16 protein-coding genes and 1 tRNA gene are annotated in these 21,441 nt (G+C 71.7%); 14 read left to right on the top strand and 3 right to left on the bottom strand.

Annotated features, from left to right (window positions below; genetic code table 11):
* Window positions 1-2 precede the first annotated feature (2 nt).
* From aroB to aroF, 3 genes are read right to left on the bottom strand one after another with little or no spacing between them, the layout of a single operon-like run.
* The gene (gene aroB / locus OR600_RS05500; RefSeq protein WP_135977288.1) at window positions 3-1,091 is read right to left on the bottom strand and encodes a 3-dehydroquinate synthase; all 1,089 of its coding nucleotides are present in this window, start codon (window positions 1,089-1,091) and stop codon (window positions 3-5) included.
* Window positions 1,088-1,951 carry a prephenate dehydrogenase gene (locus OR600_RS05495; RefSeq protein ID WP_135977289.1) on the bottom strand — a complete coding sequence of 288 codons (864 nt, stop codon included), beginning with the start codon at window positions 1,949-1,951 and terminating at the stop codon, window positions 1,088-1,090. The genes aroB and OR600_RS05495 overlap by 4 nt, the downstream gene beginning before the upstream one ends.
* The gene (gene aroF / locus OR600_RS05490; protein WP_135977290.1) at window positions 1,948-2,967 is read right to left on the bottom strand and encodes a 3-deoxy-7-phosphoheptulonate synthase; all 1,020 of its coding nucleotides are present in this window, start codon (window positions 2,965-2,967) and stop codon (window positions 1,948-1,950) included. Before aroF ends, OR600_RS05495 begins: the two co-directional genes overlap by 4 nt.
* 187 nt (window positions 2,968-3,154) lie before the next feature.
* Here aroF and OR600_RS05485 point away from each other — a divergent pair.
* From OR600_RS05485 to OR600_RS05420, 14 genes are all read left to right on the top strand, one after another.
* A tRNA-Arg gene (locus tag OR600_RS05485) sits at window positions 3,155-3,231 on the top strand.
* Between the two features lie 79 nt (window positions 3,232-3,310).
* Window positions 3,311-5,728 carry an HAD-IC family P-type ATPase gene (locus OR600_RS05480; protein ID WP_265590794.1) on the top strand — a complete coding sequence of 806 codons (2,418 nt, stop codon included), beginning with the start codon at window positions 3,311-3,313 and terminating at the stop codon, window positions 5,726-5,728.
* Window positions 5,715-8,396 (top strand): aconitate hydratase AcnA, encoded by a 2,682-nt coding sequence (acnA, locus tag OR600_RS05475; protein ID WP_265590793.1) that lies wholly within the window; start codon window positions 5,715-5,717, stop codon window positions 8,394-8,396. Before OR600_RS05480 ends, acnA begins: the two co-directional genes overlap by 14 nt.
* Window positions 8,397-8,418: 22 nt before the next feature.
* The gene (locus OR600_RS05470; RefSeq protein ID WP_168353970.1) at window positions 8,419-9,405 is read left to right on the top strand and encodes a zinc ribbon domain-containing protein; all 987 of its coding nucleotides are present in this window, start codon (window positions 8,419-8,421) and stop codon (window positions 9,403-9,405) included.
* Between the two features lie 85 nt (window positions 9,406-9,490).
* Window positions 9,491-10,039, top strand: coding sequence for a peptidylprolyl isomerase (locus OR600_RS05465; protein ID WP_204407947.1), 549 nt, complete (start codon window positions 9,491-9,493; stop codon window positions 10,037-10,039).
* A gap of 42 nt (window positions 10,040-10,081) precedes the next feature.
* Complete coding sequence (locus OR600_RS05460; RefSeq protein WP_265590792.1) at window positions 10,082-11,500, top strand: tetratricopeptide repeat protein; 1,419 nt, start codon at window positions 10,082-10,084, stop codon at window positions 11,498-11,500.
* Between the two features lie 81 nt (window positions 11,501-11,581).
* Entirely contained in the window at window positions 11,582-12,625 is a 1,044-nt protein-coding gene (locus tag OR600_RS05455; protein ID WP_135977295.1) for a rod shape-determining protein, read from the top strand.
* A gap of 9 nt (window positions 12,626-12,634) precedes the next feature.
* Window positions 12,635-13,699 (top strand): rod shape-determining protein MreC, encoded by a 1,065-nt coding sequence (gene mreC / locus OR600_RS05450; protein WP_265590791.1) that lies wholly within the window; start codon window positions 12,635-12,637, stop codon window positions 13,697-13,699.
* Window positions 13,700-13,704: 5 nt separating this feature from the next.
* Window positions 13,705-14,268: a rod shape-determining protein MreD gene (mreD, locus tag OR600_RS05445; protein WP_265591062.1), complete on the top strand. Its 564-nt coding sequence runs from the start codon at window positions 13,705-13,707 to the stop codon at window positions 14,266-14,268.
* 20 nt (window positions 14,269-14,288) lie between these two features.
* Window positions 14,289-16,316 (top strand): penicillin-binding protein 2, encoded by a 2,028-nt coding sequence (gene mrdA / locus OR600_RS05440; RefSeq protein WP_135977296.1) that lies wholly within the window; start codon window positions 14,289-14,291, stop codon window positions 16,314-16,316.
* Window positions 16,317-16,326: 10 nt separating this feature from the next.
* Window positions 16,327-17,571, top strand: a complete 1,245-nt coding sequence (locus tag OR600_RS05435; RefSeq protein ID WP_204407367.1) for an FtsW/RodA/SpoVE family cell cycle protein — start codon at window positions 16,327-16,329, stop codon at window positions 17,569-17,571.
* A gap of 76 nt (window positions 17,572-17,647) precedes the next feature.
* Window positions 17,648-18,700 carry a hypothetical protein gene (locus OR600_RS05430; RefSeq protein ID WP_135977297.1) on the top strand — a complete coding sequence of 351 codons (1,053 nt, stop codon included), beginning with the start codon at window positions 17,648-17,650 and terminating at the stop codon, window positions 18,698-18,700.
* 7 nt (window positions 18,701-18,707) lie between these two features.
* Complete coding sequence (locus tag OR600_RS05425; protein WP_265590790.1) at window positions 18,708-20,582, top strand: TIGR03960 family B12-binding radical SAM protein; 1,875 nt, start codon at window positions 18,708-18,710, stop codon at window positions 20,580-20,582.
* Window positions 20,582-21,280 (top strand): TIGR03936 family radical SAM-associated protein, encoded by a 699-nt coding sequence (locus OR600_RS05420; RefSeq protein ID WP_251173240.1) that lies wholly within the window; start codon window positions 20,582-20,584, stop codon window positions 21,278-21,280. Before OR600_RS05425 ends, OR600_RS05420 begins: the two co-directional genes overlap by 1 nt.
* Window positions 21,281-21,441: the final 161 nt, after the last annotated feature.

The following is a 21,441-nucleotide window of genomic DNA, read 5'->3' as shown; positions in this document are numbered from 1 at the left end:
GCTCAGCCCCCCATGCCCCGCCGCACGACGGCGGCGTAGCGCTCGAAGGGCATGGGAACGACCTCGGCCCTGCCGACGGCCACGGGCACAACGAGGTTCACGGTGTCGCCGTGGCGCTTCTTGTCGGAGCGGGAGAGGGCGAGGACCTCGTCCACCGACGCGTCGCAGGTCACGGGCAGCCCGCAGGCCTCGATCCCGGCGACGATGGCGTCGGCCACGGCCGGGTCCGTGAGCCCCTCGGCGGCGCAACCCCGGGCCACCACGGCGAGCCCGCAGGCCACGGAGGAGCCGTGGCCCAGGGAGAAGCCGCTGGCGGCCTCGATGGCGTGGCCGGCGGTGTGCCCCAGGTTGAGCGTCTGGCGCAGGCCGCGCTCGCGCTCGTCGGCGTCCACGACGTCGCGCTTGATCTCCACGTTGCGGGCCACCACGGCGGCCAGGCGGTCGAGGTCGAGCGGACGCGCCGTGACGGGGGAGGAGGTGACCTCCCCGAACAGCTCCGGGTCTGCCAGGACGCCGTGCTTCACGACCTCGCCCACGGAGTCGAGCAGCAGGTCCCCGGGCACGGTCTCGAGGCAGGCGACGTCGGCCACCACGGCCCAGGGCTGCCAGAAGGCGCCCACGAGGTTCTTTCCCTGGGGGAGGTCGACGGCCGTCTTGCCGCCGACGGAGGAGTCCACCATGGCCAGCAGGCTCGTCGGCACCTGCACCACGGGGCAGCCCCGCATGTAGAGGGCCGCGGCCAGGCCGGCGAGGTCGCCGGTGACGCCGCCGCCGAGGGCCACCACCGTGGTGTCTCGGGTGCACCCGGCGTCGGCCATGGCCCCGAGGCAGGAGAAGAGCGTGGCGGGGTTCTTGGAGGCCTCGCCGGCGGGGAAGGTGAAGCGGGCGGTGCCGTAGCCGGCCTCGGCGAGCGACCGCTCCACGGCGTCGCCGTAGAGCGGCCCCACGTTGGAGTCGGTCACCACGAAGGCCGTGTCGCCGCCGCAGGCGTCGCGGCACACGGCCCCCACGCGTGGCAGCAGCCCCACGCCCACGGTGACGTCGTAGGGGCGCGACGGAGCGCTCACGTGGACGGTGCGGGTCTCGCTCATCGGTCCGCCTCCTCCTTGGCGCGGTTGCCCTCCTCGAGCAGGGCCTCCAGGGCCTCGCGGTCGCCCGCCGCGATGGCGTCGCGGTACTCGGTCAGATGCCCCACGATCAGGTCGATCTCGTCCACGAGGTTGTCGGCGTTGGCGAGGAACAGCTCGGACCACATGGGGGCGTTCAGCGAGGCCACGCGGGTGAGGTCGCGCCACGACCCCGCCGAGAACCCCTTGCGGCTGGCGGCCCGGGGACTCTTGACGTAGGCGCTGCTCACCACGTGGGCGAGCTGCGAGGTGTGGGCGATCTCCCCGTCGTGCTCCTCGGGCGTGGCCACGGTGACCGACCCGAACCCGCAGGGGGCGAGCAGGCCGGCCACGCGGTCGAGGAGTGCCAGGTTCTCCACCGGGTCGCCCGGGGGCGGGCAGAGCACGAGTGGGGCGCCCTCGAAGAGGTCGGCGCGCGCGTGGGCGAAGCCCGAGTACTGGGTGCCGGCCATGGGGTGCGCGCCCACGAAGGCGAAGCCGTGCTCCCGGGCGACGGCCAGGCAGCGCCCGCAGGGGCCGCGCTTGACGCCGCAGGCGTCGATGACCACGGCGTCGGGCGAGACGAGGCGGGCGTGCTCCTCGAGCCACGCGACGGAGTGGGCCGGGTAGGTGGTGAGCACGATGAGCTCGCAGGTGCCCACGGCGTCGCCCTCGAGCTCGCCGTCGACGGTCTCCACGCGGGCGAGCTCGTAGATGGAGCGGGTGCGGTTCCAGGCCAGGACCTCGGTGCCCCCGCGGTGGAGGGCCCGGGCGAAGGAGCCTCCGATGAGCCCGAGGCCCACGACCCCCACGCGGCCGGGCACCACGGTCCCCGTGGCCGTCACTCGTCCTCCATGGTCACGGCCTGGCGCACGAGCTCGATGCGGCGCATGGCGTTCCTGAACTGCTTGGGGGTGAGGGCCTGGGCGCCGTCGGACCAGGCGTGCTCCGGGCGGTCGTGGACCTCGATCTCGAGGCCGTCGGCGCCCGCGGCCGTGGCAGCGAGGGCGGCCGACACCACGTAGCGGGTGTAGCCGGTGGCGTGGCTGGGGTCGCCCACCACGGGCAGGTGCGACAGGTGGTGGGCCACGGCGATGGCGTTGGTGTCGAAGGTGTTGCGCGTGCGGGTCTCGAACGTGCGCACGCCGCGCTCGCAGAGGACGACGTTCTCGTTGCCGCCGGCCATGATGTACTCGGCGCTCATGAGCCACTCGTCGATGGTGGCGCTCATGCCGCGCTTGAGCAGGACGGGGCGGCGCAGCTTGCCGAGCTCCTTGAGGAGCGTGAAGTTCTGCATGTTGCGGGCGCCCACCTGGAGGACGTCGACCTCCATGTCCTCGAAAAGCTGGACGTCGCGGGCGTCCATGATCTCGGTCACCACGGGCATGCCGAGCTCGGTGCCGGCCTCGTGGAGCAGGCGCAGGCCCTCGGCGCCCATGCCTTGGTTGGCGTAGGGGGAGGTGCGCGGCTTGAAGGCGCCGCCGCGGAGCATGGTGGCGCCGGCCTCCTTGACCTCGCGGGCGATGGCGAGCAGGTTGTCCCCCTCCACGGAGCAGGGGCCGGCCATGACCTGGAAGCTGCCGCCGCCGATAAGGACGCCGTGGCCGCAGTCCACCACGGTGTCGGCGGGGTGGAACTTGCGGTTGGCCTGCTTGAAGGGCTCGGAGACGCGGGTCACGTGCTCGATGATGTCCATGGACTCGAGCAGGAACGGGTCGATGGTGGTGGTGTCGCCGATGAGGCCCACCACGGTCTCGTTGCTGCCCCGGCTCACGTTGGTCGAGAAACCCTTGGACTCCAGCCACGAGACGAAGTGGTCGAGCTGGTCCTGGGTCGCGCTCTGCCTGACTACGGCAATCATCAAGGCGCCTCCTTCTCGATGACTTTCAGTTTTGGTCAATCCGAGCAAACCTACCACAACCGGGCGGGCCGCCACAGCCGGGGACGCGGCGCGTAGCGGGGCGTTTACATCGCAGAGGGTGTCCGCGGCGGCTCTGGGCACCCTTCGCGCCGGGGGGCGCCGATGTCTGTTATAGTGATGGGCGCACGCCGACTTAGCTCAGTGGATCAGAGCGTTCGCCTCCGGAGCGAAAGGTCGTGGGTTCGAGCCCCACAGTCGGCACCACCTGCATCTAGGGCCGGGGTCTGCGCGAGCGGGTCCCGGCCTTTTCCGTATCGCCCGAGGCGCCGAGAGGAGACGCAAGGTGACAGAAGAACGACCCGCGGGGGGCGTCGCGCCCCCCGCCGACCCCACACCGGCCGGCGGCCTCACGGACGTCCGGGCCGCCCGGGAGCTCGCGGAGGGGCGGGGCAACCGCGACACCTCCGCCGGGACGCGCTCCACGGCAGACATCGTGCGCTCCAACCTGTGCACGCTCTTCAACGCCGTCAACGTGGCGCTCGCGGCCCTCGTCTTCACGACGGGCTCCTACCGCAACATGCTCTTCCTGTTCGTGGTGGCCGCGAACGCCGCCATCGGCATCTTCCAGGAGCTCCGCAGCAAGCGGGCGCTCGACCGCCTCACCATCCTCGCCGCCCGGCCCGTGCGGGTGCGCCGGGAGGGCAGGGAGGTAGAGGTCCCGGCCGACGATGTCGTCCTGGGCGACCTCGTGCTCCTCGCCCACGGGGCCCAGGTCCCCTGCGACTGCCTCGTGCGCGAGGGCTCGTGCCTCGTCAACGAGTCGTTGCTCACCGGCGAGTCGAGGCCCCAGGCCAAGGCACCCGGCGACACGCTGCTCTCGGGCTCCTTCGTCGTGTCGGGCTCCGTCTGCGCCCAGGCCACGGCCGTGGGCCCGGACTCCTTCGCCGCCCGCATCGGCGCCGAGGCCAAGACGGCCAAGCCGGTGAACTCCCAGATCATGGCCACCCTGCGTTTCATCGTGCGCCTGGGCACCTGCGTGCTCGTCCCCGTGGGCCTGGCGCTGTTTCTGCGCTCCTACCTCGCGGGGGGCGGCTGGTCGTCCTCCGTGCTCACCACCGTGGCCGCCGTCGTGGGCATGATCCCCCAGGGGCTCATCCTGCTCACGTCCACGGTGCTCGCCGTGGCCACGGTGCGCCTCGCCGAGCGGAACGTGCTCGTGCAGCAGCTCTACTGCATCGAGGCCCTGGCGCGGGTGGACGTCCTCTGCCTGGACAAGACCGGCACCATCACCTCCGGCGCCATGACCGTGCGCGAGCTCGTCCCGGTGGGGGGGACCCGGGAGGCGGCCCTCTCGGCCCTCGCCGCCGTCATGGGCGCCAACGCCGGCGACGCCAACGAGACTGCCCGTGCCTTCCTCTCGTACCTCGAGGGCGAGGGCGTCGCCGCCGAGCCCGCCGTGCGCGCCGTGCCCTTCTCGAGCGAGCGCAAGTACTCCGGCTGCGTCACCGCGGGCGGCGCCTACGCGGTGGGCGCGCTCCAGTTCCTGTTCCCCGACGGCGCGCCGGCCGGTGCCGCCCCGGTGGTCGCGGGCTTCCCGGCCACGGCCCGCGTGCTGGCCGTGTGCGCCGTGGACGGCTTCGACGGCGACGACCGCCCCGTGGGCGCGCCGCGCCTCCTGGCCCTCGCCGCCGTGGCCGACGAGGTCCGCCCCTCAGCCCCCGAGACCCTGGCGTTCTTCCGGGAGCAGGGCGTGCGCCTCAACGTCATCTCGGGCGACGACCCGCGCACGGTGTCGGCCATCGCTGCGGAGGCCGGAGTGCCCGACGCCGGCTCGTGGGTGGACGCCACGACGCTGCGCACCCCTGAGGAGGTCGAGGACGCCGCCGCCCGGTACCGGGTGTTCGGCCGCGTGACGCCGCAGCAGAAGCGCGGCCTCGTGCGCGCCCTCCAGCGGCAGGGCCGCACCGTGGCCATGACCGGCGACGGCGTGAACGACGTGCTGGCCCTCCGAGAGGCCGACTGCTCCGTGGCCATGGCCTCGGGCTCCGACGCCGCCCGCGCCGTGGCCGAGATCGTCCTCGTGGACAACGACTTCGCCTCCATGCCCCACGTGGTGGACGAGGGCCGGCGCTCCATCAACAACCTCCAGCGATCGGCCTCGCTCTTCCTCGTGAAGACGGTCTTCTCCATGGCCGTGGGTCTGCTCTGCGTCCTCTTCCCGCCCTATCCGCTGCTGCCGATCCAGCTCACGCTCGTCTCGGTCACCCTCACGGGCATCCCGAGCCTTGTGCTCGCCCTCGAGCCCAACCGCGACCGGGTGAGGGGGAGCTTCCTCGCCAACGTGCTCTCACGGTCGGTGCCGGCCAGCGCCGGCATCGTGCTCGGCCTCGGCGCTTTGGTCCTGGCCCGCGGCGCCCTCGGGTTCGACGACGCCCAGGTCTCCACCGTGGCCACGTGCGTTGTGGCGGTTCTCGGCGTGGCGCTCATCTACGCCGTGTCGCGCCCGCTCAACGCCCTGCGCCGCACACTGCTCGCGACCATGGCCGCGGCCACGGTGCTCGGCATCACGGCGTTCGGCCCCTTCTTCGAGGTGGCTCCGTTCTCAGGGGCGATGTTGCCGTTCCTTGTCCTCGCCTCCGCCGCAGGGTGCGCCCTGTTCGCGGTGCTCTATAAAAAAGGTGGGGAGGCCACGGACAGCGGCCGCGGTCCCTACGTGAGCTTCGCGAGCTACCTTGAGGAGAGAGAGCATGCACATTCCTGACCCCGCGGCCTTTGCCGCCGCCGTCGCCGCAGCCCGCACCCCGCGCACCCTCGAGGCGGGCGGCGTCTCGCGACTCATGGTGGACGTCTCCGGCATCCCCGACGCCATGCGCCTGCCCTCGGCCCTCGTGCGCCTGCTGGAGAACGTCGTGCGCCGCGCCCCGTCCGACGAGGCCGCCTGCGAGGCCGCCCGCCGCGTGGTCGAGGCCGGCCTCTCCGGCGAGGCGGGCGAGGAGGTCGACTTCATGCCCGCCCGCGTGCTGTTCCAGGACTTCACCGGCGTGCCCGTGTTCTGCGACTTCGCCGCCATGCGCGACGCCATGACGGCCCGCGGCGGCGACCCGGCCCGCGTGAACCCGAGGATTCCCTGCGTGCTCGTGGTCGACCACTCCGTGGCGGCCGACGAGGCCGGCTGTCCGTCCGCCCTGGCCGACAACCTCGCCGTGGAGGCCCGCCGCAACGCGGAGCGGTTCGCCTTCCTCAAGTGGGCCGGGGCCTCGTTCGACAACGTGACCATCGTCCCGCCCGGCCAGGGCATCTGCCACCAGCTCAACGTCGAGCGCTTCTGCGAGGTCGTGGGCACGGACGCCCTCTGGGGCGGCGAGGGGGCCATGGCCTGCTTCGACACCCTCGTGGGCACCGACTCCCACACCACCACGGCCAACGGCCTGGGCGTCATGGGCTGGGGCGTCGGCGGCATCGAGGCCGAGGCCGCCGCGCTCGGCCAGCCCATCCCCATGCTCGTCCCCCGCGTGGTGGAGCTGCGCCTCACCGGCGAGCTCGCCCCGGGCGTGAGCGCCATGGACCTCGCCCTCACCGTGGCCGAGCTCCTGCGCGCCGAGGGGGTCGTCGGCCAGGTCGTGGAGGCCACGGGCCCCGGCGCCCTGTCGCTCTCGGTCACCCAGCGCGCCTGCGTCTCCAACATGTGCCCCGAGTACGGCTCCACGGCCGTGCTGTTCCCCATGGACGGCAAGCTCTTCGACTACCTGCGCCTCACGGGGCGCGACGGGGCGGAGGTCGCCTTCGCCGAGGCCTACGTGCGGGCCCAGGGCCTGCTCGACCCCGAGGTGCCCCGCGTCTACGGCAAGACGCTGGAACTCGACCTCGCGTCGGTGGGGACCTCGCTCGCCGGCCCCTCGCGCCCCCACAACCGCACCACGCCCGCGGGGCTCAAGGGGCGCTTCGAGGGGGCCGCGGCCCGGAACGGCCACGGCGACATGGCGGAGCGGTTCACCGTCGAGACGGGGGAGGGCACCTTCGAGCTCGGCCACGGCGCGATCGCCATCGCCGCCATCACGAGCTGCACCACGGCCACGGACGCCGCGATGGTCGTCGCGGCCGGCCTCGCCGCCAGGCGCGCCGTGGAGGCCGGCCTCGCGCCCAAGCCCTGGGTCAAGAAGGTCCTCGCGCCCGGCTCCCGCGCCGCCGGCCTCCTGCTCGAGCGCGCGGGGCTCAGGGGGCCCCTCGAGCGCCTGGGCTTCTACACCTGCGGCTACGGCTGCATGAGCTGCATCGGCAACTCCGGCGAGATCCTCGGGTGCCTCAAGCCCTGGGCCAGCTCCATGGAGCTGGCCAGCGTGCTGTCGGGCAACCGCAACTTCGACGGCCGCATCTCGCCGGACGTCGCCCAGAACTACCTCGCGAGCCCGGCCCTCGTGGTCGCCTACTCCATCGCGGGCACCGTCGACGTCGACCTCTCCGTGGAGCCCCTCGGCACCGCGGCGTGCGGCTCGCCGGTGATGCTCGCCGACCTCATGCCCACGGACGAGGAGGTGGCGGCCGTCCTCTCCGAGGTGCTCGACGCCAGCCTCTACGAGGAGGGCACGGCCTCCCTCATGGAGGGCGACGCCACATGGCGCCTCATCGAGGCGGCGCCGTCGGCCACCTTCCCTTGGGATCCCGACTCCACCTACATCCGCCGCCCGCCGTACTTCGAGATCGCGGAGGCCTGCAGAACCTTCTCCCTCGAGGGCGCCCGGTGTCTCGTGGACCTCGGCGACTTCGTGACCACCGACCACATCTCGCCGGCCGGCGCCATCGCCGCCGGCTCCCCGGCCGCCGCCTACCTCGAGGACCGGGGCGTCGACCCGGATCGGTTCAACACCTACGGCGCGCGCCGCGGCAACCACGAGGTCATGGAGCGCGGCACGTTCGCCAACGTCAAGCTTGAGAACCGCCTTGCCGGCGGCGAGCGGGGCTGCGTGACCCGCGACCTGCTCACCGGCGACCTGACGAGCGTCTGGGACGCTGCCGAGGACTACCGCGCCCACGGCGTGCCCCTCGTGGTCCTCGCGGGCAGGATGTACGGCAGCGGCTCCAGCCGAGACTGGGCCGCCAAGGGCCCCCTCCTCCAGGGCGTCCGCGCCGTGGTGGCGGGCAGCTTCGAGCGCATCCACCGCTCCAACCTCGTGGGCATGGGCATCGTGCCCCTGGAGCTCGTGGACGGAGACGCGGCGTCGCTCGGCCTCGACGGCTCGGAGGTCATCTCCGTGGACCCCGTCGACTTCTCCGGCGGCCTGCCCGACCCCGCCGTCGTGTGGGTGCATGGGCTTCAGCGTGGTGGCAAGACGGTCGATTTCCGATGCCGCGTCCGTGTGGACACGCCCACGGAAGGGGCGTACCTCACCGCAGGCGGTATCCTTCCCTACGTGCTCGAGTCACTGCTCTGACGTTCACAACGGAGGTGTGCCCGTGAAGAAATGCCCCCACTGCGGCTCGATCGTGGCCGACGACGCCGTCGTCTGTCCGGCCTGCCATGCGGAGCTCGACCTCACGGCGTCGCTTCCCAGGCTCACCGGCTCCTACTGCCCCAGCTGCGGCGCCCTCGTCCCCGAGGGGTCGACCAACTGCCCCAAGTGCGGCATGTGGGTCGAGTCGCGCCCGGCCCCCAAGCGCGGCCGGCGGGTGCAGGCCACCGTGGGCGACGACCCCGCCGCCCCGGACGCCACCAACGAGCTCCCGCGGTTCGAGTCGGCCGTGCCGTCCGAGAAGGACCTCCGCGATCCCTACCTGCGCGAGCACCCCGTGAGGCTCCGGGCGGTCTTCGTCGCGGCCGCGGCCTGCGTGGCCGTCGTGGGCGGGGCCGTGCTGCTCATCGCCCACCCGTGGGACCCCGACGCCTTCAGCATCCGCGCCACCGCGCCGGCGGACACCTCCCAGGCGGGCTTCCCCGGCACCGTGGACACCCTCAAGGGCCAGGACTCCAAGGGATCCGGCTCCGACACCGTGAAGTCCGGCGACGAGACCACCTACGAGGGGCTCTCGAATGCCTACACCGCCCTGGGCGACCTCTCCGGGCGCCTGGACGACTCGGTGTCGGAGCTCGAGGAGAAGGGCTTCTCCGGCACGGCCCAGGAGCGTCAGGAGGGCCAGAGGCGGGCGGCTACGCTCGGCGTGGAGATCTCGAACTGCATCTCCGACATCCAGGGCGTCGACACCACGAGCGGCACCTATGAGGACGAGCGCGAGGAGCTGCTCAAGATGGGCAACTGGCTCCGCAACCGCTCCGACATCGTCTCGTCGGCGTGGAGCGAGGCGGCCTCCGCCCCCGACCCCTCCTCGGCGCGCGAGGAGGTCCTCTCGTCCGTGCGCGGCGAGGCGTCCTCGTTCGGGTCCCTGTTCAAGCAGGCCTACTCGTCTTTCTCGATCCAGGCGCCCGCCGACGGGTCCTCCTCCTGAGCGCGCCCGTCGATGCCGTTCCTGTGAACGGTGCGATCGGTTGGTAAAATTCTGCGGATACCCTCGGTCTCGGAGGAGGACCCCCATGCCCATTGACCCGCTGCACACGCCCGAGTACGTCCCGGTGGGGGACGAGTACGCCACCATCGTCACCAACAAGGGGACCGTCGTCGTCGAGCTCGACGGCCTGGGCGCCCCCGTCACCGTGGGCAACTTCTGTGAGCTCGCCGAGTCCGGTTTCTACGACGGGGTCAAGTTCCACCGCTATGAGCCGGGCTTCGTCATCCAGGGGGGCGACCCCATCACCCGCGACATGGACCCCTCCGACGTCGCGGCCGGCATCCCCGGCCCCGCCGGCGTCCCCGGCACGGGCGGCCCCGGCTGGTGCATCCGCCACGAGTACGACGTCAACCCGAGGAACAGCCACGTCGACGGCGCCATCGCCATGGCCCGCTCCGCCATGCCCGACTCCGCGGGGTCGCAGTTCTACCTCTGCCTGGGGCCACAGCATTTCCTCGATTCCGGGTACACGGTATTCGGCGTCACCGAGGAGGGGCTCGACGTCGCCCACAGCCTCCGCGCCGGCGACGTCATCGAGTCGGTCACCATCAGCCACGGCAACCCGGCCGCGTAGCCTCCGTCACACGCAGCACCACCACACCAGGGAGGATCCACAGTGGATCAACAAGCATTCCAGAGCGGCCGCGCCGCGTACATGAACGGCGACTACTCGACGGCGGCCACCCTGCTCGGGGCGGCGACCAACCCGGGGGAGGTCTACGCCGCGGCGGACCACATGCGCGGCAACGCCCTCATGAAGCTCGGCCGCTACCGCGAGGCCGCCGAGGCCTACCGCCTCGCCCTGCGCGACCGCTCCTACGGCAAGGTCGGCGCCCTCAACACCAACCTCGGCCGCGCCCTCGCGGCCTCCGGCGACGACGTGGGGGCCGTGCAGGCCCTCAACGCCGCCCTGGCCGACCCCTCCTACACCAACAGGTACAAGACCCAGATGGCCCTCGCCAAGGTCTACGAGCACGAGGGTCAGATGCGCGAGGCCGGCGCCGCCTATCGCGCCGCCGCCATCGACGAGAACAACCCCGACCCCGCGGTGTCCCTCGTGGCCCTCGGCCGCTGCTTCATGGAGCTCGGCCGTCCCATCGACGCCGTGGAGGCCTACCGCACGGCCCTGGACTTCTCGTCGTCCACCGGCTCCCAGGCCGCGGTCTACGCCCAGCTGGGCGAGGCCTTCGTGGCCGCCAGCCGCATGCAGGAGGCCCTCGACGCCTTCAACCACGCCACAGCGGACGGCACCTACAGCCTCAACCCGGCCCAGCAGGCCTCCTTCACCGCCGCCCAGAACGCCGTCGCGGCCCTCACCGGCCAGAAGGGCGGCGAGACCGACGCCATGCTCGCCGCCGCCGGCTACGGCGGATCCGGCTCCTTCGACCCGCTCGACCCGCTCGGCAAGTCCGGCGAGTTCATCCCGTCGCCCGAGGACACCGGCTTCTTCTCCATCTCCGAGCAGGACATCGTCGAGGCCGAGAAGAAGGAGAGCAAGGTGCGCCGCAAGAAGAAGCGTACCGGCGTGAAGGTGCTCGTCTGCGTCGTTGTGGTGCTCGTGGTGGCCGCCGCGGCCCTCGGCTTCGCCTACTGGCGAGGCTACGGCTGGCCCACCCAGGAGGACGTCGTGGCCGACCTCTTCTACGCCAAGACCGACGGCACCGACACCTCGGCCTACATCGCCCCCTCGGTGTCCGAGGACCAGCGCGCGGCCATCGAGGCCATCCTCCCGTCCGGCGCCACGGTGACCGTCGACGGCGTCGACCGCTCGGCCGACTCCTCCACGGTGAGCTGCACCGCGGCCCTCCCCGAGGGCGGCAGCCAGGCCTACACCGTCACGCTCGCCCGCGAGGGCATCGGCTGGAAGGTGACCGACGTCCAGCTGGCCTTCGACTCCTCCTCCAACGCCGGCACCGGCACGCCGTCCACATCGGGCACCGTGCCGTCCGACGCCGGCATGGACGCCGGCGCCGCCACGCCCGACCCCACCTCGACCGACGGCACCCCCGTCACCGACCCCTCCTCCGCCCAGTAAGCCCGTGAACCCCGCGGGGCCGCGCCCCGCCGACCCGTCTTTGACCCGCGCCCGCAAGGGCCCTCCCGAAAGAATGGTGCCATGTCGCTCTTCGACAACCTATTCGGCGAATACGGCGGTGACCTCGCCATCGACCTCGGAACGGCCAACACCCTGGTGGCCGTCCGCGGCGAGGGCATCGTCCTCAACGAGCCTTCCGTGGTGGCCATCGACCGCAACGAGGAGCGCGTCCTCGCCGTGGGCGTCGACGCCAAGCGCATGGTGGGCCGCACCCCAGGCTCCATCACCGCCATCCGGCCCCTGAAGGACGGCGTCATCGCGGACTTCGACGTCACCGAGGTCATGTTGCGCTACTTCATCGAGAAAGCCCGCGAGCGCCGCTACCCCTGGTCGCCGCGTCCCCGCGTGGTCGTGTGCGTGCCCTCGGGTGTCACCTCGGTGGAGAAGCGCGCCGTCTTCGAGGCCACCATCCAGGCGGGCGCCCGCCAGGCCTACCTCATCGAGGAGCCCATGGCCGCCGCCATCGGCGCCGACCTTCCCATCGAGGACCCCACGGGCTCCATGGTCGTGGACATCGGCGGCGGCACCACCGAGGTGGCCGTCATCGCCATGGGCGGCATCGTCGTCTCGCAGTCCATCCGCACCGCCGGCGACGAGTTCGACCAGACCATCCTCGAGCACGTGCGCAACGCCTACAACCTGTCCATCGGCGAGCGCACGGCGGAGGACATCAAGATCAAGGTGGGCTCCGCCGCCCCGCTCAAGGAGGAGCTCGACGTCGAGGTCAACGGCCGCGACGTCATGAACGGCCTGCCCAAGACGGTCCGCATCGAGTCGGAGGAGATCCGACGGGCGCTCAACCGGCCCCTCGACGAGGTCACGAAGGCGGTCAAGGACGCCCTCGACGTCACCCCGCCCGACCTCGCGAGCGACCTCATGTACTACGGCATCATGCTCACGGGCGGCGGAGGCATGCTCCGCGGCCTCGACCAGCGCCTGCGCGAGGAGACCGGCGTGCCCGTGAACGTGAGTCCCACGGCGCTCGAGAACGTCGTCAACGGCTGCGCCAAGGTCCTCGAGGCCAACGCGCTGTCCGGCGGCTTCGTCCAGACCTCGGGCCAGTAGGCGGTCGCCGTGCCCTCTCCCTCCATGGGCGTCCCGGGGCTCAAGCGGGGCCCCTCGTCCCGCGTCCGGGTGCTCGTCCTGCTGCTCGCCGCCTCTGCGGTCATGTTCACGTTCTCGGCCAACGACCCCGGCACCGGCCCCCTCTCCGTCGTGAAGGGGGCCGTGCAGACCGTGTGCCTGCCCTTCCGCTACGCGGGCGCCGTGGTGAGCTCGCCGTTCTCGGGGCTCTCCAACCTCGCCAGCAACCTTACGGCCGACCAGGGCTCCCTCTCCGAGCTCAAGGAGGAGAACGAGCGTCTCAAGGCCGAGAACGCCCAGCTCAAGGAATCGAGCCTTGCGGCCGACCGCCTCGAGCGGCTCCTCGAGCTCCAGAACACCTACCGCCTCGAGTCCACGGGCGCGCGCGTGGTGTCGGGGGCCGTGGACTCTCTCACGTCCACCATCACCATCGACAAGGGTTCGTCCCAGGGGCTCGCCGTCGGCATGCCCGTGACCGACTCCTACGGAGTCATCGGCCAGATCAGCTCCGTGGGACCCACCACGTCGCAGGTGCGCCTCATCACCGACGAGCGTTCCGGCGTCTCGGCCATGGTGCAGTCGAGTCGCGCCCAGGGCCAGCTCGTGGGCCAGGGGACCGACATGCTCAGGCTCACCCTCGTGCGCACGGACCAGGCCGTGGAGGTGGGCGACCTCGTCGTCACGAGCGGCCTCGGCGGCGTCTATCCCAAGGGCCTGCTGCTCGGCACCGTCACGAGCGCCGAGCGTCCCTCCGGCGCGCTCTACTACGAGATCCTCGTGCAGCCCGCCGCGCTCACGTCCAACCTCGAGGAGGTGCTCGTCATCACGTCGCTCACCCAGGAGCAGACGGCCACGGCCGAGGAGACGGCCGCCGCCGACGCCCAGGAGGAGGGGAAGGCCCCCGCACGGCAGGACCAGACCCAGCAGTCCCAGCAGGGCGACGGCGCCCAGACGGCGGGCTCGGGGTCGGACGGCGACGGTGACGGCCAGACCGCGGACGGCCAGGGCGCGGACGGCTCCGACGCCCCCGCCCCCGACGGACAAGGGGAGGGTTGAGCGCCGTGATCGTCAACGACTCCAACCAGCGCCGCCGTGTGGTGCTCCTCCTGTTCTGCGTGTGCTTCGTGCTCGAGGCCGCCCTCGGTCCCAACATCGCCGTCGCTGGCGGCCGCATCGACTTCATGCTCATATTCGCGGGCTGCGTGGCCCTCTCCTTCGGCGGGACCTACGGTGTGCTCTGCTCGTTCGGCGCCGGCCTGCTCTTCGACCTCATGACCTCGGGCCCGGTGGGCGCCATGGCGTTCCTGCTCACCCTCTCGTCGTTCTTCCTCGGGGCCGAGGACCGCGACCGCCTGGCCGACGACATGGCCGGGGCCTGCCGCCTGTTTTTCGTCTCGGCGGCCGCCGTCGAGCTCGCTTACCAGCTGTGCCTCGCGCTCACGTCCCAGCAGGGTTCTTTCGTGGACGTCGTCTTCCTCCGCTGGCTCCCCTCGACGCTCCTCGATTGCGTTGTCTTCCTGCCCTTCGTGTTCCTCCTCTCGCGGACCGGGTCGTCGGGGCCCCAGCTCGGGAAGAAGAAGAGCGGTAGGACCCGCAAGGGGTCCTACCGGATCAAGGGGCTCTAGGACCCGTCGGGGGGAGATAGATGGATTTCGCTACCGTCGTCCTCATAATCTGCGCCGTCATCGTCGTGGTTGCCGTCGTGGCCGTCGTCCTGGTGGTCCATGCCCACGGCGGCCGCTTCACCGTGGACATCGGCGGCCAGACGCCCCGTGCGGCCGGCGGGAACGACACTTCGCCCGAGACGGGCTTCAAGACGCGGCTCCGCGGCCTCGGCCTGTTCTCCGGCGGTGTCGTGGCGGTCCTGCTCGCCCGCGTGTGGTCGATGCAGCTCATGTCCAACGACGAGTACACGAGCCAGGCCGAGCGCAACCGCACGCGCACCATCACCACGGCTGCCCCGCGCGGGCGCATCCTCGACCGCAACGGCGAGGAGCTCGTCACGAACCGTCCGTCGCTCACGGTGGTGGCCCAGGCCGACGTCGCCGACGACGAGCGGGAGCTCCAGCTCCTCGGCAACCTCCTCGGCATGCCCCGCATGGCCGTGAAGCGGAACATCCAGGACACCACCGAGGGCGCCCAGAGCAGCCGCACCGTGGCCGTGGACGTCTCCCGCCGCATCGTGGCCTACCTCGAGGAGCACCCCGACCTCTTCCCAGGCGTCACCGTGGAGCAGCGCACCCAGCGCCACTACCCCCACGGCAAGCTCGCGGCGCACGTGCTCGGCTACACCGGCACCGTCACGGCCGACCAGCTCGAGGCCTCCAAGGACTCCGAGGACGGCATCGCCTACGAGTCGGGCGACATCACGGGCCAGGCCGGCGTGGAGTACCAGTACGAGAGCGTGCTCCAGGGCGTCCGCGGCGAGCAGAAGGTGTTCGTGGACGCCGACGGCGACGTCACGGGCTACTCCACCTCGGTGCCCGCCGAGGCCGGTAGCGACGTCGTCCTCACCATCGACGCCAAGATCCAGCAGGCCGCCGAGGACGGCCTGCAGCACGCCATCTCCAAGGCCAAGGCGCTCCAGAACAAGGCCACGGCCGGCTGCGTCGTGGTGCTCGACTGCACCAACGGCGAGATCCTGGCCATGGCCAGCTACCCGGAGTTCGACCCCTCCATCTTCGTGGGCGGCATCTCCAACGCCGACTGGGAGGCGCTCTCCTCCGAGGCGTCGGGCTACCCGCTCATGGACCGCGCCGTCTCGGGCACCTACGCCTCGGCGTCCACCATCAAGCCGCTTTCCGCCCTCGCCGCGCTCAACAACGGCATCGCCGACGCCTCGACCACCTACGACTGCACGGGCTTCTGGACGGGCTTCGGCAGTGCCTACGGCCAGTACTGCTGGGACCATGACGGCCACGGCATCATCGACCTGCGCAACGGCATCGTGTACTCCTGCGACACCGTGTTCTACGAGATCGGCAAGGCGTTCTTCGAGTCCGACAACAAGGAGGGCCTCCAGGACACCTACAGCCGCTGGGGCCTCGGCAAGAAGACCGGCGTCGACCTCCCCGGCGAGGCCGAGGGCCGCGTCCCCACGGCCGACTGGAAGTGGAACTACTTCTCCTCCTATCCCGAGGAGGACCGCACCTGGAGGGGCGGTGACACCACCAACCTCGCCATCGGCCAGGGCGACATCCTCGTGACCCCGCTCCAGATGGCCTGCATCTACATGGCCATCGCCAACGACGGCGTCATGTGGCGTCCCCACGTGCTCAAGTCGGTGACCTCCAAAGAGGGTTCCGGCACCGTGGCCGACTACAAGGTCGAGAAAATCAACGAGGTGGAGGAGAAGGACGAGTACATGGCGCTCATCCACGATGCCCTGCAGGGCGTGATCTACGAGGAGGACGAGGCCGTCACCTCGCATTTCACGAGCCTCCCGGTGAAGGTGGCCGGCAAGACCGGCACGGGCGAGAAGGCCGGCAAGGACCCCACGGCGTGGTTCTGCGCCTACGCGCCGGCCGACGACCCCAAGTACGTGGTCTGCGCCATGCTCGAGGAGGGCGGCTTCGGCTCCACGAGCACCATGTACGCCGTCCGAGACACGTTCGGCGGCATCTACGACGTGCCCGACCAGTCCACCGCGGACTCGTCGAGCAGCGCACGGTAGGGGAGGGACCATGGCAAGGCATGCTGCGCGCCGCTCCACCGGCGTCCGGGACCCCGGCTTCTCCGAGGTCGTCTCCACCCTGTTCGGCGGCAGCGCTGGCAAGCGCCCGGGCGGCGCGAAGGCCCGCATGCCGCGGGGCAGGGGCGTGCTGTCGGAGCTCTACCTCCCGGTGCTCCTCCCGGCCGTCCTGCTCGTGGCCTACGGCCTCCTCGTCGTCTGGTCGGCGTCGCTCACCATCGCCGACGCCTCGCTGCCCCGCCAGCTCCTCGGCGTGGCCATCGGCCTCGTCGCGGCGGCCCTCGTCTGGCGCTACGACTACCGCGACCTCGCCAACTACACGACGGTGCTCCTGGTGGCAGACGTCGTGCTGTTCGCGTTGCCTATGGTCCCCGGCCTCGGCTACGAGGCCAAGGGCATGACCGGCTGGATCCAGGTGCCGGGCGTAGGCCTGCGCCTGCAGCCGTCCGAGATCATGAAGCTCGTGACCATCTACCTCATGGCCGGGCTCGCGGCGCAGTACAACGGGCGCATCAAGTCGTTCTCCGAGTACTGCCGCCTCTGCGGCATGCTGCTCGTCCCCTTCGTGCTGCTCCTCACCCAGGACCTCGGGTCGTCGCTCATCGTGCTGGTGTCCGGGGCCGCCATCATCATCTGCGCGGGCGCCAGGAAGGAGTGGGTCATCCCCACCATCGTGCTCATCGTGGTGGTGTGCGCCCTGGCCATCTTCTCGTCGCTCACGCCGGGGATGCCCGACATCCTCAAGGAGTACCAGCTCAAGCGCCTCATCGTGTTCGTCGACCCGTCGGTGGACCCCTCCGGCGACGGCTACAACCTCCAGCAGGCCAAGATCGCCGTGGGCTCCGGCGGGTTCCTCGGCAAGGGCATCGGCCACGCCTCCCAGGCCGGGCAGGGGTTCCTCCCCGAGGCGCACACGGACTTCGTCTTCGCCCTGCTCGCCGAGGAGTTCGGCTTCGTGGGGTCCGTGATCCTGCTCCTGCTCTTCGGCTGGCTCTGCTTCGCCGCGGTGGGCCTCGCCCTCAAGATCGAGGCGCCCTTCGCCAAGCTCGTCCTTGTGGGCGTCGTGGCCATGTGGTCGTTCCAGCTCCTCGAGAACGTGGGCATGTGCCTGGGCATCATGCCCATCACGGGCATCCCGCTGCCCTTCATCAGCTACGGCGCGTCCTCCATGGTGGTCCAGCTCACCGCCGTGGGTATGGTCCAATCGGTGTGGCGCCACCGGGTGAAGTCCGCCTAGGACGTCCGGCGACCGCGCCCGCGTTAGCATCTTCCCCGTCCCCGAGCGCCCCCGCGGCGCCTTACTAGGAGGTCCCATGGCCAACCCAGCCTCGACGTTCTCCAGCCTCAAGGAAGTCCTCGACGCCGGCCGCGACGCGACGGCCGCCACCGACGCGCCGGTGCGCCTCGCCGTGGAGCTCGTGGGCGGTGCCCCGGCGGACACCGTGGCCGCGCTCAAGGCGGCCCTCGTTCCCGAGACGCCCCACGGCATGGTCCATGTGGGCCGGCTCGTCCACGGCGCCCCCGTGGTGGTGAACCCCGAGGCGGACGCCTGCGTGATCGTGTGTGGCGACGATGCCCCACTGGCCGCCGGCGCCGCCCGCGGCTGGGCCAAGGCCGGCGTCCCGGTGTGCCTCGTGGGTCGCGGCGCCTCCGCCGTGCCCGAGGTGGGCCTGGTGGGGGGCGCCCCGGTCGGCTCGGTGGCGGACGCGGACGCGGGCCGGGCCGTCAGGGGGTTCGGCGAGTGGCTCTCCCGTGCCACCGACAAGGCCTGGGCCGTCGCGGCCAACTTCCCCTTCTGCCGGCGCCCGCTCGCCGAGGAAGAGGTGCTCTCCTGCGCGGCGGCCAACGCCGGCGTGGGGGCCGTGGAGTTCGTCAGGGGCGCGGACTTCCCCGTGATGTGCGCCACGGAGTCGTCCATGGTCATGAGGATCGCCTCCATGTACGGTGCGCCCACCGGCGCCGCCCGCGTCCCTGAGCTTCTGCTCGTGGTCCTCGGCGGCATGGCCATGCGCGCCGTCGCCCGCCGCGGCTCCCGGCTCCTGCCCAAGGGGGCCTGGGCCGTCAAGGGGGGCGTGGGCTGGCTCGGCACCTGGCTCACGGGCCAGGCCGTCATCTGGCGTTTCGAGGAGGCCGAGGAGTTCGACCGCCGCGCCGCGTGGGTGCGCGACCGCGTGGGGGAGGCCGCCCGCGCCGCGGCCGACCGCGCCGCGGCGCTCACGGGCGCCATCGTGGAGGTGGAGCCGGGCGCGCTCTACACTGAGCCCGGTACGCGCTCCGTCGTGCCCGTGGACGTGGTCGACGTGGTCCAGGCCCCGTCGGGCCGCAGCTGGTTCGAGGTCGGCGGCAACGCCGGCGCCGGTCGATAGGAGAGCCGTGTCCCTGCCCAGAGAGAACCGATTCGACGAGATCGCCCCGCTCCTGCCCAAGGTGGAGAAGCCGGCGCGCTATCTCGGCCACGAGTGGGGCTCCACGGAGCCCGACGAGGACGCCTTCCACGTGTGCATGGTGTTCCCGGACGTCTACGAGATCGGCGTGCCCAACCTCGGCGTGGCCATCCTCTACCGCGCCCTCAACCGCACACCGGGCCTCTCCTGCGAGCGCTGCTACCTCCCGTGGCCCGACATGGCCGACGCCATGCGCGCTGCGGGCGTGCCGCTGCTCTCCCTGGAGAGCGCGTCCCCCGTGGCGTCCTTCGGCATGGTGGGCGTCTCCATCGCCCACGAGCTCGCGGGCACCAACGTCGTGGAGGCCCTCGACCTCGCCCGCATCCCCGTGCGCGCCTGCGACCGCGCCGAGGACGAAGCCATCGTCGTGGCCGGCGGCCCTGGCATCTGGAACCCCGAGCCCCTCGCCCCCATGTTCGACGCCTTCCTGCTGGGGGAGGGGGAGGAGCACATCGTCGAGGTGGCCGAGGCGGTCAAGGCGGGTCGCGAGGCCGGGCTCCCCCGCGCGCAGATCGTGGCCTCGCTCGTGGACGTGCCGGGCACCTACGTGCCGAGCGCCTACGAGGTGCGTCGCGACGGCGAGGGCACGCGGTTCGGCTACGTGGTGCCCAAGGAGGGCTCCGGCGCTCCCGAGGTGGTGCTCCGCCGCGTGGCCGACGACTTCCGCGCGTCGGACCCTTGCGCCGGCACCATAGTCCCCTCCCTCGAGACGGTCCAGGACCGCCTGAGCGTCGAGGTGCTCCGCGGCTGCGCCCGCGGCTGCCGCTTCTGCCAGGCCGGCATCACCTACCGCCCCGTGCGCGAGCGCGACGCCGACGACGTCGTGGCCGCCTGCGTGGAGGGCCTCGCACGGACGGGCTACGACGAGGTCTCGCTCATGAGCCTCTCCACCACGGACCACTCGCAGTGCGCCCGGATTCTCCACCGCCTCAACCGGTGCTTCGAGGACGAGGCCGTGCGCGTCTCCATCCCGTCGCAGCGGCTCGACTCCTTCGGCGTAGAGATGGCCCTCGAGGTCTCCGGCGCCAAGCGCGGCGGCCTCACCTTCGCCCCCGAGGCCGGGAGCCAGCGCCTGCGCGACGTCATCAACAAGAACGTGACCGAGGAGGACCTCGAGCGCGCCGCCCGCAACGCCTTCGAGAACGGCTGGCAGCGCATGAAGCTCTACTTCATGATGGGCCTGCCCACCGAGACCGACGACGACATCCGCGCCATCCCTCGCCTGGCCGAGAGGGTCCTGGCCATCGGGCGCGAGATCGTGCCCAAGGGCCGCCGCGGCTCCCTGTCGGTCTCCGTGTCGGTGGCTGTCTTCGTGCCTAAGGCCCACACCCCGTTCCAGTGGTGCGGGCAGCTTCCCATCGAGGAGGTGCGGCGCCGCCAGGCCCTTCTCCTCGAGACGGTGTCCGACCGTGCCGTGCGCGTGAGCTACCACGATGCCGACACCTCGATGCTCGAGGCGGCCCTCTCCAAGATGGGCCGCGAGGGGTTCGACCTCATCTACGGCGCGTGGCGCCGCGGCTGCCGGTTCGATGCTTGGACCGACCGGTTCCGCTTCGACGGCTGGTGCGACGCCGCCGGGGAGCTGGACATCGACCTCGCCGTCACAGCGACGGAGGAGCTCCCCCTGGACGCCCGGCTGCCGTGGGACCACGCGAGCCCGGGCGTGTCCAAGGGCTTCCTCAAGCGGGAGTGGCGGCGTGCCCTGCAGGGAAAGACCACCGGCGACTGCACGCGGGAGAGCTGCACGGGCTGCGGCATCTGTCCCACGCTGGGCGTCGAGAACGTGTTGGCGGGTGAGCGATGATGGCCGAGAACGAGCGGTTCCTGCTGAGGGTCCACTACCGCAAGGAGGGGCGGCTGCGCTTCCTCGGGCACCTCGACGTCATGCGCGCCCTCGAGCGCGCCGTGCGCCGGGCCCGCCTGCCCTTCTGCGTGACCCAGGGCTTCTCGCCCCGCATGAGGTGCGCCTTCTCGGCCGCCCTGCCCCTGGGCGCGGCCTCGGCGAGCGAGTACCTCGACCTCACCCTGGGCTCCTACGTGCCGCCCGAGGAGGCCCTGGCGCGCCTCGCGGCGGCGCTCCCGGCCGACCTCGCCCCCGTGCGGGCCGCCTACGTCTACCCGCGCTCGCCGGCCCTCGGTGCGTGGCTCGACCGCGCCTCGTGGCGCCTCTCGCTCGCCACGGACGCCACCGCCGACGAGGTGTCCGCGGCCGTGGCAGCCCTCGCCCGGGCGGGGGAGCTCACCTACCTGAGGGGCCGCAAGGAGAAGCGGGTGGACCTCGGCCGCACCCTCGTGGGGTTCGACGCGCGCGACGTCGACGGCGGCGTGGAGCTCACGGTCCGCACGCGCTCGTCCAACGAGGGCGCCCTGAGGCCCGAGGTCCTGGTCCGGTCGGCCTTCGCCGCCCCGGCCCTGGAGGGGCGCTCCCTGGACGGGGTGGACGTCTTCCGGTTGGGTCAGTGGCACGAGGAGGAAGATGGCTCTCTTGTGGAAGCCTTGTAATGGGCGCCGCTCGGTCTACTATGACTAGGATAGCCGGCTTCAGGGGAGCCTCCACGGCGGCCTTGGAGCGGGCCCGTTGCGGCGACATCCGGGAGACCGTTGGGCCTCGTTGACGCTTGTGCGCCGGCGGTCTATCATGGACAATTGTTGCACTCACCTCG

This window comes from Granulimonas faecalis, from assembly GCF_022834715.1.
GTDB lineage: Bacteria > Actinomycetota > Coriobacteriia > Coriobacteriales > Atopobiaceae > Granulimonas > Granulimonas faecalis.
The sequence above is the reverse complement of the archived record's forward strand: the minus strand, read 5'-3'. Positions and strand labels throughout refer to the sequence as shown.